Source organism: Cytobacillus sp. IB215665, assembly GCF_033963835.1.
Lineage (GTDB): Bacteria > Bacillota > Bacilli > Bacillales > SM2101 > Nanhaiella.
This window is the reverse complement of the sequence record NZ_JAXBME010000004.1, coordinates 185825-200081: the sequence shown is the minus strand read 5'-3', so window position 1 is coordinate 200081 and position 14257 is coordinate 185825. Positions and strand designations below refer to the sequence as shown.

At 35.8% G+C, this 14257-nt stretch carries 12 protein-coding genes; 1 reads left to right on the top strand and 11 read right to left on the bottom strand.

The window, feature by feature from the left end; translation table 11 throughout:
- Positions 1-63 precede the first annotated feature (63 nt).
- From SLH52_RS07275 to SLH52_RS07225, 11 genes are all read right to left on the bottom strand, one after another.
- Positions 64-1998 carry a stage V sporulation protein D gene (locus tag SLH52_RS07275; RefSeq protein WP_320208607.1) on the bottom strand — a complete coding sequence of 645 codons (1935 nt, stop codon included), beginning with the start codon at positions 1996-1998 and terminating at the stop codon, positions 64-66.
- A 71-nt stretch (positions 1999-2069) separates the two neighbouring features.
- Positions 2070-4328: a penicillin-binding protein gene (locus SLH52_RS07270; protein WP_320208606.1), complete on the bottom strand. Its 2259-nt coding sequence runs from the start codon at positions 4326-4328 to the stop codon at positions 2070-2072.
- Positions 4329-4332: 4 nt separating this feature from the next.
- The gene (gene ftsL, locus SLH52_RS07265; protein ID WP_320208605.1) at positions 4333-4686 is read right to left on the bottom strand and encodes a cell division protein FtsL; all 354 of its coding nucleotides are present in this window, start codon (positions 4684-4686) and stop codon (positions 4333-4335) included.
- 258 nt (positions 4687-4944) lie between these two features.
- Positions 4945-5877: a 16S rRNA (cytosine(1402)-N(4))-methyltransferase RsmH gene (gene rsmH / locus SLH52_RS07260; protein ID WP_320208604.1), complete on the bottom strand. Its 933-nt coding sequence runs from the start codon at positions 5875-5877 to the stop codon at positions 4945-4947.
- A 288-nt stretch (positions 5878-6165) separates the two neighbouring features.
- A complete protein-coding gene (gene mraZ / locus SLH52_RS07255) occupies positions 6166-6597 on the bottom strand; it encodes a division/cell wall cluster transcriptional repressor MraZ (RefSeq protein ID WP_320208603.1) in 432 nt (143 codons plus the stop codon).
- Positions 6598-7018: 421 nt separating this feature from the next.
- A complete protein-coding gene (gene bshC / locus SLH52_RS07250; RefSeq protein ID WP_320208602.1) occupies positions 7019-8647 on the bottom strand; it encodes a bacillithiol biosynthesis cysteine-adding enzyme BshC in 1629 nt (542 codons plus the stop codon).
- A gap of 91 nt (positions 8648-8738) precedes the next feature.
- Positions 8739-9131: a DUF3397 domain-containing protein gene (locus SLH52_RS07245; RefSeq protein ID WP_320208601.1), complete on the bottom strand. Its 393-nt coding sequence runs from the start codon at positions 9129-9131 to the stop codon at positions 8739-8741.
- A complete protein-coding gene (locus tag SLH52_RS07240; protein WP_320208600.1) occupies positions 9119-10024 on the bottom strand; it encodes a 2-dehydropantoate 2-reductase in 906 nt (301 codons plus the stop codon). Before SLH52_RS07240 ends, SLH52_RS07245 begins: the two co-directional genes overlap by 13 nt.
- A gap of 292 nt (positions 10025-10316) precedes the next feature.
- On the bottom strand, positions 10317-11858 hold the full coding sequence (locus tag SLH52_RS07235) for an acyl-CoA carboxylase subunit beta (protein WP_320208599.1): 1542 nt from the start codon (positions 11856-11858) through the stop codon (positions 10317-10319).
- Between the two features lie 20 nt (positions 11859-11878).
- On the bottom strand, positions 11879-12091 hold the full coding sequence (locus SLH52_RS07230; protein WP_320208598.1) for a biotin/lipoyl-containing protein: 213 nt from the start codon (positions 12089-12091) through the stop codon (positions 11879-11881).
- A 110-nt stretch (positions 12092-12201) separates the two neighbouring features.
- Entirely contained in the window at positions 12202-13539 is a 1338-nt protein-coding gene (locus SLH52_RS07225; protein WP_320208597.1) for an acetyl-CoA carboxylase biotin carboxylase subunit, read from the bottom strand.
- 156 nt (positions 13540-13695) lie between these two features.
- Here SLH52_RS07225 and SLH52_RS07220 point away from each other — a divergent pair, with 156 nt between their 5' ends.
- Positions 13696-14172: an N-acetyltransferase gene (locus SLH52_RS07220; protein ID WP_320208793.1), complete on the top strand. Its 477-nt coding sequence runs from the start codon at positions 13696-13698 to the stop codon at positions 14170-14172.
- Positions 14173-14257 lie beyond the last annotated feature (85 nt).

The following is a 14257-nucleotide window of genomic DNA, read 5'->3' as shown; positions in this document are numbered from 1 at the left end:
GGGGAGGATTACTTCTATATTCAATAATCATAAACTAAAATGGAGTGATAGATCAAAATTTTTTTACTCGCGTTCTTTGTCTGTATCACCAAAAAACACTCTAATGGTGGAACCTTGCTTTACTTTTGCGCCAGCAGCTGGAGCTTGTTGTATGACTTCATCACCTTCTCCGCTACTGTCTATCTTTAAATTTACGAGTTGCGTATGAAGATCCTTCTTAGTTAATCCTACAAGATTAGGTACAGTAATTTGCGGTTCATCTAACCAAGTTGCTTCTTTCTCAATTTGTCCATCTCTTTGTTTAACATCTAAAGCCCTTAAACTATCATCCATTATATTTCCAACAATAGGAGCAGCTACCACTCCGCCGAATTGAACTGTATTTTTTGGGTTATCTACTGCAATATAAACAACAATTTGAGGATCATCTGCTGGGGCAAAGCCTATGAACGATACAACATAATTATTCTCTAAATAACGACCGTCTACAGCTTTTTGAGCAGTTCCTGTTTTTCCACCCACTCTATAACCATCAACATATGCACCTTTTCCTGTCCCTAGCGCTACAACACTTTCTAGAGCGTATCGCACTTGTTCTGATACCTCTTCTGAAATGACACGGCGCTTTTCATCAGGAGTATTTCGACTTATCACATCACCTGTTATTGGATCAATCCATTCCTTCGCGATATAGGGTGTGTACAATATTCCACCATTGACCGCAGCAGCTACTGCAGCAACTTGTTGAATTGGCGTAACAGAAACCCCTTGACCAAAAGCAGTTGTGGCGAGTTCGACTGGCCCTACCTTTTCCAAATCAAACAGAATTCCTGTCCCTTCTCCAGCCAAATCTATTCCAGTTTTTTCTCCAAAACCAAATGCAGTAATGTAAGAAAATAATTTATCTTTGCCTAACCTTTGACCCAGCTCTACAAAGCCTGGGTTACATGAATTTTGTACAACCTCCAAAAATGACTGACTGCCATGACCTCCACTTTTCCAACACCTAAGCTTAGATCCAGCTACAGAAATTGAGCCCGAGTCATAAAAATGATCTTCAGTTAAATTAACTTCTTCCTCTTGTAAAGCAGCTGCTAAAGTGATAATTTTAAAGGTTGAACCTGGTTCATACGTACTCCAAACTGGCAAATTTCTGTTGTATATTTCTGGGGCAACATTTTGAAAATTAGCTGGATCAAAATCTGGTCTAGACGCCATACCAAGTATTTCTCCGTTGTTAGGGTCCATAGCAATTGCAATAATCCCATCTGGATTATAAGCAGCTTGAGCAATGTCTAATTCACGTTCAATGATCGTCTGAACCCTCGTATCAATGGTTAGCTTCAAATCATTACCATCAATTGGTGGGTTGTAATCATCTGCCATATCCGGCATCCGTTTCCCTTTCGCATCAGCATAAAATTGTACAGAGCCTTGTTCACCATTTAACTGTTTGTCATAATAAAGTTCAAGACCCATTAAACCTTGATTATCAATGCCAGCAAACCCTAATACATGGGATAAATAGCTGCCAAATGGATAATGACGCTTGGAGTCTTCACCGATATATACACCGGCTAGGTCTAACTCCTGAATCTCATTTGCCTTCTCATGAGATATTTTTCTACCCTCTGGGTGAATTCTGACATTCACCTCTTCAGCAGTGACAAGTTTGTATGCTTTTTCTTTTGACATGTCTAATGCTTCGGCTAGTTTAGTTGCCGTGAGAACAGGATCTTCTATCTGTCTAGGGACAACCCAAACAGTAGGGGCACTTATGTTTGTTGCTAATGGAACGCCATTTCGATCTAGTATTTCGCCACGTTTAGGTTCAAATTTTATATCCCGACTCCATAAGCCTTCTGCCTTCTCAGTTAATTCATTGCCTAATAAAAATTGAACATACCCTAACCGTACATCAATAATAAAAAAGATGAGTAAACCTACTAATAAAGTTAAAGTTAACCTTTTTCTTACTGTAACTTGAGACACACGCATATAAGTGAACCTCCCATAAAATTGCTCGTTCAAATATATGCTTGTACATGATTGTTTAGAACAGATCACATTTAGTCTAACACTTCAATTGTTTCCTCTTCTTCACCTTGTTCTAAATCGGCGTCCTCACCATCCATAGATGATTCATTTTCTAGTTCAGCCGTTACCGCGGGTTGTTGAAGATCGATGATTAGCAAATCACCTTTTTGAACTACGGAATGAGGGAAAATATTTTGTTTCGTAACGTAACCACTTCCTACTATATTTGGCTGCAATTCTAATAGTTCAACAACCTTTAAGACATCCCGTAATGACCAACCCTTCATATCAGGCATTAATAATTCTCCATCGGTTACTAAAATTACTTTTTCATTTGCTATCACTTCAATTTGACTGTTAGGATATTGCGCTATTATTTTTTCCCCATTCCCAACTAATATTGGGGATAGGTCGCTTTTTTGTAAACTATCAACTGCTTCCTGTGCAGACTTTCCAATATAAGATTTTATCGTTACAGCTGTGTTTTGTAGATTATTTTGTTCGTCCTCTACTTCAGTAGGAAGTATATTTAAGTATTTTAAACTACTTTCCATAACAGGATTAAATATTTTTGAGACTGGTGCAGACCCTTTTTCATCTGGTGCTATGTTCGGCATCTTCACCGAGACGTACATGATTAATTCAGGGTCTTCTTTTGGAGCCATACCGAGGAAGGAAAAAATATAATTCCCGTGTCCCTCTAAATACCCCCCACCTTTTGGGTTTGGTATTTCAGCGGTTCCCGTTTTTCCAGCAACTTGATAGCCATCTATATCATAAGCTGCCCCTGTCCCATGTTCACCTACAACAACTTGCTCAAGCAAATCTAATACTTCTTCAGAAGTATTGTTAGAAACAGGCTTCCCTACAACTTTTGATTCACCTTGCTCTATTACTTCATTCGTACTTGAATCAACTATTCTATCGATTATATACGGCTGTAACATTTCACCACCATTAGTAATAGCAGTTGCTGCTTGAACGAGTTGAATAGGAGTTACAGTTGTTCCTTGACCAAAGGCTGTCGTTACTTGTTCAATGGGATAGTTAAACAAAATACTTCCTGCTACCTCCCCAGGTAAATCAATGCCTGTAGGCTGATCAAAATGAAAAGCTTGCAAATATTCGTAGAATTTATCAGGACCTAATTTCTCATATGCAAGAATGGCAAAACCAACATTAGAAGAGCGTCTAACCGCTTCATTAAAATCGATAACACCCCAGCTAGTGTTTATATCATTTATCGGTTTACTCCCTGGAACTGAATAGGAACCTGATTTAAAGTCTTCCTCGCCATCATATACACCGCCATCAATTGCGGCAGCAAGTGTAAATATTTTCATCGTTGAACCAGGTTCATAAGGATAGGAAATAGCATCATTTAAATAGTTTTCAATATCTCTTACGTTAGGATCAAACGATGGTCTTGTACTCATTGCTAAGATTTCACCAGTTTTTGCGTTTGCAATAACGCCAATAATTTTTTCTGGTGTATATTCTTCATTCACTTTGTTCATAGCATCTTCCAAAAAACTTTGAATTTTCCTGTCAATCGTTAAATATACATCATTCCCATTTTCCGGTGGTACAATCTTAGTCTCTTTATTAGGCAGTCGAAAGCCTTGTTGATCACCTTCATACGTAATATACCCATCTTCATCATGTAAGTACTCATTTAGAAATTGTTCAAGCCCTAACATACCCACTGTTTGTTTACGAATTTGTGTATCGTCTTCAATTTCTTCCTTCACTGTATACCCAACCACACTCGACGCAAACACGCCATTTGGATAATAACGCTTCTCATCCCTAATAAATGTGATACCAGGTAATTTTAGCTCCTCAATCTCTTTTTTCAATTGATGGCTAATATTGCGACCATAACGTCCAAACTCAACTTGCTTCCTATCCAATTCTAAAATCCCTACCATCTCATGTACATTCATGCCAATTAACGGTGCTAATTTTTCTGCAGTATCACGTGGATCAACTACATGATTTGGATCGTCTTCATCGGTTGTTAAGCTTTCATCAATCACAGCCGCAATTGTATAAGAAGGGATGTCTTCTGCAATTACTTCACCATTTCTATCGTAGATTGAGCCTCTTCTTGCCTCTATCGTTCTTTGCCTCTTATACTTCTCTTCAGCTTTAATTGCTAATACTTCACCGCCTGCTTCACCTGACCATTGAATAAAAACAAAACGGGTCAACAACATAAAAAAGAGCAGTGTGAAAACAATACTTAACAACGCTGCTCCTTTGTTAATATTTTTTCTTTTTATCGTCATAATATCAATCCTGCACAACTTTTACATTTTTTTCGTTTAGTTGTAACCCAAGCTCCTGTGCTTTTTGCCATATCCGTTCGTATGTACTAAGCTCTTGAATTTCCACCTGTAAATCTGTATTTACTCTTCCTTGTTCAGCTATCGAAGTCTCAGTTTGTTGAATTTCTTTATTTAAAGCATATATCGTAGCTGTATTTGATATGATGGTTATCCCACCAACTAATATTGCAGTTGCAAAAATTAGCAATATACATTTTTCACCTAATGATATCTTCGCGCTCTTCTTTTTGACTAATTTACGCTTATGTTTGACTTCGTGTTGACGCTGTTCTTGAACTCTGTGTGCTAAGTTACTCATTCATTTCTTCTCTCCTTTTTTAAAGGCTGTGAATCGAATAAATTGTTGTTAATCGTATATAGGTAACACGTAAACAACAACATTTCGGGGCATCTTTTCGTTCTTATACATGTTATGAACCTCATAAAAGATATACCTAGATGTTCTCACTTTGTAATTCTTTATACAAAAGATACGAAAAGAGCCTTTTGAAAAGATAAGAAAATATAGCTTTTTAGAGGTTCTTCAATTAGTCTCGGACAAATGATATCGAAAAAGTTACATTTTTTCCGCAATTCTCAGCTTTGCTGAACGTGCTCGGTTATTTTGTTCTAGTTCATTAGCTGATGGTAAAGTAGGTTTTCTTGTAACGAGCTTTAAGGTTGGCTTATACTCATCTGGTACTACAGGTAGCCCAGGGGGAAGAGGGGGACCTTCACTTGCTTTTTTATAAGCTACTTTACACATCCTATCTTCTAATGAGTGAAAAGTTATAACAGAAATTCTGCCACCAGGCTTTAACATGTCAATAGCCTGTCCAAGTGCATCTTCAAACACTTGTAGTTCATCATTAACAGCAATTCGAATAGCTTGAAAAATTCTTTTGGCAGGATGTCCACCAGTCCGACGTGCCGCTGCAGGAATTCCATCCTTTATAAGGTCAACTAATTGACTTGTCGTTTCAATTGGTTCCTTTTCTCGAGCAGCTTCAATTTTCCGAGCGATCTGTTTTGAAAAACGCTCCTCCCCGTATTGGAAAAATATTCTTACTAATTGTTCGTAGGGCCAATTATTTACAACATCATATGCAGATAAAGTTGCTTGATGGTCCATTCTCATATCTAATGGAGCATCGTAATTATAACTAAAACCTCTCTCAGGCGTGTCCAATTGAGGAGAAGATACTCCCAAGTCAAATAAAATACCATCTACAGCATTAATATCTATTTCAGCTAGCTTCTGTTGTATATATCGAAAATTACTCTTTATGATCGTAATCTTATCTTGATGTTTAGCTAATTTTTTTTTAGCATGTTCGATCGCTGTTTCATCTTGGTCAAACGCAATTAATCTTCCACTATTAGATAGCTTGCTAGCAATTAATTCACTATGACCTGCACCACCGAGAGTACAGTCAACATAGATGCCGTCTGGATTAATTCTTAAACCATCTACTGCTTCGTCTAATAAAACTGTCTTATGTTTAAACATGTCTAGCACCACCTTGAGACAAATATACTTTGCCCATATTTTCTACATATTGAGTAGTATTTGTCTCTCTGTTCAAATTATCAATTAAGTAAATAACTATGTTACGCATATGCTGTTTTCATTTCGATTGTTGTTTTTCATACTAAGTAATAAACATGATATTAGTTAAAGTTTCGTGGCAGCTTTTCTTCTAAATAATCTAGAAACTCGCATAAAATCAAGTTTAATCAGTGACCATGAAATAGTAGCAACAAAGTTTGAAAAAAGCACCTGCTTTAAACTAGTTCATTAAAAGTTAAAGTCGATCATGTTTTCTGCGATTTCAGCGAAAGATTCCTCAGATTCAGAAACATATTGATCCCAACTTATCTTACTCCAAATTTCAATGCGATTAGAGACACCAATTACTACACATTCCTTTTCAATTAAGGCGTATTTCCTCAGTGAAATAGGTATATTTATTCTACCTTGCTTATCAATTTCACAATCTATAGCGCCGGAAAAAAAGAAACGAGTAAAAGCACGTGCATCTTTTTTTGTTAATGGGAGGCTTTTGAGCTTCTCTTCAATAATGCTCCATTCACTCAAGGGGTAAGCAAATAAACACTGATCTAACCCTCTTGTAAGGACAAAAGAATCACCTAGATTATCTCTAAACTTAACAGGGATAATCATACGACCTTTTTGATCAATGTTGTGATGGAATTCTCCCATAAACATGATACACAACCCCACTTTCTAACATTAATGTACCACATCTCCCCACTTCTCTCCACCCTTTTTTTGTTATTTAGGCATAAAAGCATATGTAGTCAAATATCGACTTTGTTTGCTTCAGTACAAAAAAAGTCAATATTTGTTTTGTAAACAACAACAAACCCCTATTTCAGAAAAATATTAGGGCATACAAAAAACCTCTGCATGAATACAGAGGTTTAAATTAGCTGTCTTTTGTTTCTCTACTAGTTTAAAACGGCCAGTTAGATGCATCATCCTAGTCCAACAATTATAAAAGTAACAAAGATGCCACGAACACTTGATGTATACGTGTTTATATCATTAAGCCTATAATAACAATTAATGCGATGAAAACCTTGATATGACTAGAATGTGCACGCTCTTCAGCTAGCATTTCATACATTTATAGATAAATTAATTGATGGTTCCCATTATATTTTATCGGGGCATTTACTAATTGCTGAATAAAGCCAAACCCATATTTATTTAAAAAGTAAAATATATTCCATACCCTTTCTTGAGGTAAATGATTTGGTTGTAAACAGTTCTCTATCCTTTGAAACTTTTTCAATGTGACTTCATGTTTATTCTCGATAGAACGATTAATTAATGTTGAAACAAACTCAAACTGAGAATGTATTAATTGAGCATTTTTTACTAGGACAGAATGTAAGTTAGCATCTACTTCTGTTGCTTTATGCCTAATTTGTTGATGAATTTGTTCAACCTCTTCCTTCGCATTGTTAATTATACTTTCAAAGTCATACTTCAGTTCGGTTTTCACCCATTCATCACGATAAGAGAGCAAATTACCTTGTAAAACATCATCTATTGGTATGTTTAACTTCTCTAAATCTGATGTAATTGTTCGGTCAACAATCGTAATATTAGCTCTCGGTAAAATTGGTGGCATTTTAAAATCGAACAATGAAAAAGCATTTTTAAGCTCACCCCAATAGGCAAGTTCTCCTGGTCCAGCAATAAATGCTAATGTAGGGAATAAGTATTCTTGCATGAGCGGTCTTGTGACAACATTGTTGCTCAGCAAATGGGGTGATGATTCAGCTATTTGAATAAGTTCATCAAATGATATCTTCACTTCATTATTCTTACCTTTAAAATACCCTTCAGCCCCATCTCTTTCCAAAAGAACTCGATTTTCACTATGTTGAAAAAACAAATTTGAAGAATTGATATCTACATCTAACACTTTGTTATACCCAATTTCTTCTAACACATGTTGTTGCATAGACACCGCTTCTGCTAATTGTGAATTGTTATAGATAAGATGGTGGAAAAATTCAGATTCTATCTCACGAAGATCAGGGGAAGCCGAGTTAACAACAATAAGCCCTTCATCAGCAAATAATGTTATTAAGATTTGAGCAAAAAAATCAACAACAGTTTCTGAATCTTTTAAGCTCTGTTTAAGCATAGATAGAATTTCATTTGTATATTTCGATTCACCGTACGATTGAATGATATCTTGTATCCATTGCTCACAAAGGTGTTTGTCTATATGTATATCTGATACCATTTGCTTATTAGTATTATGGCGGTTGTACGATTTTTTCTTCATGCCCTTTTCTGTCTCTACATATAGATGATTAATTTCATCAAAGTCATGATCTTCACCAGCTATCCAAAACACAGGTAAGACTGGGACATTTAGTTCCTTCTCTTGCTGCTTTGCCGTTTGGATTATTGTCAATATTTTGTGAATAGTATACAAAGGTCCCGTTAATAATCCAGCTTGTTGACCACCGATTACAACAAGGCTATTTTGATCTAGAAGCTTCTCAATATGCTGTATAGATTTATCATTATGTTGAAATTTAGAGTGATAACGTAGTAGATGCTTTACGAGCCTCTCACGCTGAAATCGTCTTGATGCAAGCTCATCTTTTCTTTGTTTATACACTGATGCATCATGAATATTGTAATGAAAGAACTGATGACAATCTTTGGAATTCCCCATGTAATCAGTTGCAAATTTATTTAATGAAGGGAGAAAAAGATCATTAACCTCCATGAATTTAACTTCCTTTCTAGCTGCTTTTATATCTACTCCCCGTAGTATAGCATTGATTTTTAAAAAATGGAAAGAACTTGCTCGTAAACTATTAAGTGTTAACAAATGCCAATACACGATCAATTAAACCGTAAACAAACAAAATGATGTAGGCGGAAAAGAAAAACAAAAAACTAAACCGCCACGACCCTTTTAATACTTTGCGTATATCAATATCTTGTTTTATTTTCCACTGTAAAATAACAACAACCATCGCAATTAACACGATTACAAGTAAGATAAGCCAAAACATAGATTGTCCCCAAATAACCTCTGTTAAATAATATACTGACAAGATAAATAAGGCTGTTGAAATGTCGATAGCCATTAGCATAGAATTTCTTTTACGACGGGTGATCTTACACAAGATGAAATACACAAGAAATAAACCAATTATTGGAATAGTGACTACTGTTGCAAAAACTCCAGCAACTAACTGTGACATGACAAATCACCCCTCTGCAATTCTTTACCTTTTATAGAATCATACAAAAAAGTACTAACTGGTACACTTTTCCCCATTTGTTCAGCCTCAGCTATGATATATCCTAATATTGCATCGATTTCTGTCTGTCTACCACTCTCAATATCTCTTAGCATAGATGAGCGATTATTCTTAGTTTGTATACAAATATACTCTAGACGTTCCCACATATTATTTGTATTAACATCCATAACTGTAGTCACTTCTATAAAAAGGTTCTTCATTCGCGAAAGAAAAAAACGATTGGAAAGCAAGTCCCCATTTTCCACACAATATAAGGCGGTTAATGGATTAATAACAGCATTAACGATTAACTTTTCAGAAAGCACCTTATACCAATCTTCAGCAACTACAATCCCAAAGTCGGTGTGTTGACCTTTTTGAAACGGCTCTATTAAACCTTCTCCATTTCTAAATGAACAAATTTTCGTTATCCCAACACCAGTATGATTTACTGTATAGTCATTAATTTTTAACGCGCCATGTTCAACTACCCCAACCAGTATTACTTTATTGTTTAGTTTCTCAAATAGTGATATATGCTTCATACCATTTTGCAAAAACAACAGTGCATTAACATTTCGAAATTGATTTGTCGTTTTCAGAACATGTTCTAAGTGATACTCCTTCACCGTAACAATAATCATATCCTCATGTTCTAACCCATCATCTAATACTTTTGCAGTAACCTTATACGTGGATCGAACACCGTTCTTAATCAATTGAATACCATTAGAATTTATTTGTTTAGCTTGATCTTTGCGTCGAGTATAAATCGTAACTTGATGATATATTGAAAGGTAACACGCATATAATAGTCCAATTGAACCAGCACCAATAACCCCTATTTGCATATAAACCTCCTTTTATATCAGGTTCTATGTATTATGAAACTATTTTAACAAAAATAGCGGAAACAGTGTTACATAATCTCGCAAAACCTGCCTAATGTTGTTAATTTAACTAACAACAAGTGCCAAAGTTCCTCATAATTTGGACCTAAGCAAAATTAGTACTGACGTATTTTAACAACATTAATTCTGTAAATAAACAAAAAGAGGATAACACTATAATGAACGTCATCCTCTTTTTGTTTATTTACATTAATACTTATATAAAATTTTCCGCCTCACATTATAGCATCATTTAAACTGGATAAACAGGATGCTTACGTTGGACATCTGCTATTTCTTTAGTTTCATAAATTGCAAACCTATCAATTAACTCTTTTCGTAAATCATTTGGTGATACAATCGTATCTATAATCATTTCAGATCCTAGCTTATATATATCTATATGCTGTTTATACTCCTCTTGTTTTTGCTGGATATATGCTATTCTTTCTTTCGGGTCGTCTATGTTACTTATTTTGTTAGAATAAACTGCATTTACTGCAGCTTCAGGACCCATTACAGCTATTTGCGCAGTTGGAAGTGCTATACAGCAATCAGGCTCAAACGCAGGTCCCGCCATTGCATATAACCCCGCCCCGTACGCTTTTCGAACAATAACTGAGATTTTTGGTACAGTAGCTGAGCTCATTGCAGCTATAAACTTAGCACCATGTCTAATTATCCCAGCCTGTTCAACCTTTGTTCCTATCATAAAACCTGGTACATCCGCTAAGAATAATAAAGGAATATGAAATGCATCACACAGTTGAATAAATTTAGCCCCTTTATCAGCGGAATCAACAAATAAAACTCCGCCTTTCACTTTCGGTTGATTGGCTATAATACCAACACAGCGACCATCTATTCTAGCTAAACCAGTAATAAGCTCGGCAGCAAATAATTTCTTAATCTCAAAAAAACTACCTTTATCTACAAGTGTGTTAATACAATCATACATATCAAATGGCGCATTTTGGTTGACAGGAATGATGTCAGCCAACATCTTACTTTGACTCGATTCTTGTCCCTCAATTAAACTTGGTTTAGACTGGGAATTAGCAGGGAAATACGTTAAATACGTTTGGGCTAAGCGAATTGCTTCTTCTTCACATTCAGCAAGTACATCACCACATCCACTAATTGTACAATGCATGCGAGCCCCACCCATTTCTTCAAGCGTTACTTTTTCACCGATGACCTTCTCCGCCATTCGAGGGGAACCTAAATACATTGATGCATTCTTATCGACCATTATTACAATATCACAAAAAGCTGGTATATATGCACCGCCAGCAGCGGACGGCCCGAACAAAATGCATATTTGAGGAATGACCCCAGATAGACGTACTTGATTATGAAAAATACGGCCAGCTCCACGACGATTTGGAAACATTTCTAACTGATCAGTAATTCGCGCACCAGCCGAATCGACTAAATATAACAACGGCACCTTTTGTTTCTCGGCTGACTCCTGGATGCGAATAATTTTTTCGACTGTTCTTGCTCCCCATGAACCAGCCTTCACAGTCGAATCATTAGCCATCACACATACTGTTTGTCCATTGATTGTTCCAGTTGCTGTAACTACTCCATCAGCGGGTAAATCCCCAGCTTGATCGTTAGCGAACATTCCATCTTCTATATATACCCCTCTATCAAACAGTAGTTTCAATCTATCTCTAACAAATAATTTGTTCTGCTCTTTTTGTTTTTGATGATACTTTTCTGCTCCTCCGCGTTCAATATTTTCTAGTTTTTCTGATAAAACTTTATCTAAATCGCTTACATGAACCATTGTTTAAATTCTCCTTCCCTTTATCCTAATACGATGAGAACATCTCCTTCATTTACGAAATCTCCTATTTCCACATTTATTTCATTAACAGCCCCTTCTAATGAACTTTCAATTGGTATTTCCATTTTCATTGATTCTAGAATAATGACCTGTTGGCCTTTTGTAATATGTTCTTCCTTTTCAACTAATACATTTAGTACAGTACCAGCCATCGATGCATAAATTTCTTTCATACCATACATCCTCCCAAATCAGGTGTTTTTTACCTATTAAATGGTCATTTCACAAACTTTTACTATTGGAACTAAGATAAAACAACTAGAAGAAGATCTACGAGAGAAAATCAGCGTGAATACTGCCTTGATAAAAAAGAGGTAGTATAACACCCTTCTCGAAACATCTCATTTTGAATAGCCTTTTCAAGTAAAGGTAAGTTGGTTTTTATACCTTCAACTTTCATTTCTTTAAGCAATTTTTCAGCTTTATGTAATACATCATTTCGATCAAGACCATGTATAACTAGCTTTGCGATCATCGGATCATAAAATGGAGTAACTTGGCAACCTTCATCATATCCTTTATCTATTCTGACACCCTCTGTTGATGGATAAGTTAATACATTAAGAGTTCCTGGCGAGGGCAAATATGTAGCTGGATCTTCTGCATACAATCGAAATTCTAGCGCGTGCCCGTTACTATTTATCTCATGCTGTAATAATGGCATATTCTCCCCACATGACAACCTTATTTGCCACTCAACTAGATCAATCCCGGTAACCATTTCAGTTATCGGATGTTCAACTTGTAACCTCGTATTCATTTCCAAGAAATAGAAATTCTCATCGTTATCTACTACAAATTCAACTGTTCCTACATTGGTATACCCTACATGTGCCGCGACTTTTAATGCACAATCAAGCATTGCTCTTCTCGATTCCTCTGATAGGAACGGTGAAGGTGTTTCCTCAATCACCTTTTGATTTCTTCGTTGAATTGAACAGTCTCTCTCAAACAAATGAACAATATTTCCAGCTGTATCTGCACATATTTGAATTTCAATATGCCTCGCATCGGCAACATATTTCTCAATAAATAATTCATCATTCCCAAAATATGCTTTAGCACGGTTTTTAATTGACACAACCACCTTCTTTAATTCTTGCTCATCATTACAGCGTTGCATCCCAACACCGCCACCGCCACTACTTGCTTTTATCATTACTGGGTATCCAATTTTGTCAGCTATAACACATGCCTCTTCAACTGAACTAACAGGTTCATGACTTCCTGGTACAATAGGTACTCCAGCCTTTTGCATTTCCTTTCGTGCTTGGATTTTTTCTCCCATTAAAGCTATAACGTCATGTTGTGGGCCAATAAAAGTTATACCATTATCATTAACTAACTTTGCAAACATTGCATTTTCGGATAAAAACCCATACCCTGGATGAATGCCATCTACATTTTCCTCTACCGCTAATTTAACGATAGCATCCATAGCCATATATGATTTTTGAACAGGCGATTCCCCGATACGGACCGCTTTAGTAGCTTCATTTACGTATGGTAAATTTTTATCAGCATCAGAATAAATCGCTATTGTCTCAATCCCCATATTGTTACATGTTCGTATTACCCTAGAGGCAATCTCCCCTCTGTTCGCAATTAGTATTTTCTTCATTTGCACACTCCTGTTCTATATCTTATTTGTATATATTTCTACAAAATTTTTAATATTCCTTCTATTTATGAAAACGCTTTCTAATTATTTTCTACAGAATTTTGTGTCATTTTGTTATATAATAAAAATATAAGGTTATGTGGGAGGAAGATTATGATGGAAACTTATAAAATAGAACGATTACTCGTAAACTATAAAACAATAGAAGAATTTAAAAAATTTAAAGAATATGGCCTACAAGAGTTATCTATGCTCGATGATCTTCAAACAAATATTATTGAGAATAATAGTGATTCTCCATTTTATGGAATATACTACGGTGGGAAGTTAGTCGCTCGAATGAGTTTATATAAAGTTGATGCAAAATACGATAAATACTTCGAGCCACCACAAACATATCTAGAGCTATGGAAGCTTGAAGTATTACCTGCATTTCAAAGGAAAAATTTTGGAACCGCTTTAGTCAATTTCGCGAAAAGTTTTAACCTACCTATCAAAACTAACCCCCGTGTGAAATCAGCAGAGTTTTGGACTAAAATGGGGTTTTCTGCTGCTACTTATGATGTAGAAAGAGACTTTGGTGAAAATCCGTTATTATGGCATCCTAATGGTGTTAAAGAACAGACTCGATAATATATAGACCAATTCAACGCATTCAATACATGGACATAAAAAAGAAACAGTTTATTTTAATCTAACTGTTTCTTTTTTTATTTTT

Excerpts from the sequence above, each read along its gene's own strand:
- SLH52_RS07220 (WP_320208793.1), top strand. The coding sequence starts at position 13,696 with ATGGAAACTTATAAAATAGAACGATTACTCGTAAACTATAAAACAATA.
- SLH52_RS07240 (WP_320208600.1), bottom strand. The coding sequence starts at position 10,024 with ATGCAAATAGGGGTTATTGGTGCTGGTTCAATTGGACTATTATATGCG.
- SLH52_RS07245 (WP_320208601.1), bottom strand. The coding sequence starts at position 9,131 with ATGTCACAGTTAGTTGCTGGAGTTTTTGCAACAGTAGTCACTATTCCA.
- mraZ (WP_320208603.1), bottom strand. The coding sequence starts at position 6,597 with ATGTTTATGGGAGAATTCCATCACAACATTGATCAAAAAGGTCGTATG.
- bshC (WP_320208602.1), bottom strand. The coding sequence starts at position 8,647 with ATGGAGGTTAATGATCTTTTTCTCCCTTCATTAAATAAATTTGCAACT.
- rsmH (WP_320208604.1), bottom strand. The coding sequence starts at position 5,877 with ATGTTTAAACATAAGACAGTTTTATTAGACGAAGCAGTAGATGGTTTA.
- SLH52_RS07230 (WP_320208598.1), bottom strand. The coding sequence starts at position 12,091 with ATGAAAGAAATTTATGCATCGATGGCTGGTACTGTACTAAATGTATTA.
- SLH52_RS07270 (WP_320208606.1), bottom strand. The coding sequence starts at position 4,328 with ATGACGATAAAAAGAAAAAATATTAACAAAGGAGCAGCGTTGTTAAGT.
- SLH52_RS07235 (WP_320208599.1), bottom strand. The coding sequence starts at position 11,858 with ATGGTTCATGTAAGCGATTTAGATAAAGTTTTATCAGAAAAACTAGAA.
- ftsL (WP_320208605.1), bottom strand. The coding sequence starts at position 4,686 with ATGAGTAACTTAGCACACAGAGTTCAAGAACAGCGTCAACACGAAGTC.
- SLH52_RS07225 (WP_320208597.1), bottom strand. The coding sequence starts at position 13,539 with ATGAAGAAAATACTAATTGCGAACAGAGGGGAGATTGCCTCTAGGGTA.
- SLH52_RS07275 (WP_320208607.1), bottom strand. The coding sequence starts at position 1,998 with ATGCGTGTGTCTCAAGTTACAGTAAGAAAAAGGTTAACTTTAACTTTA.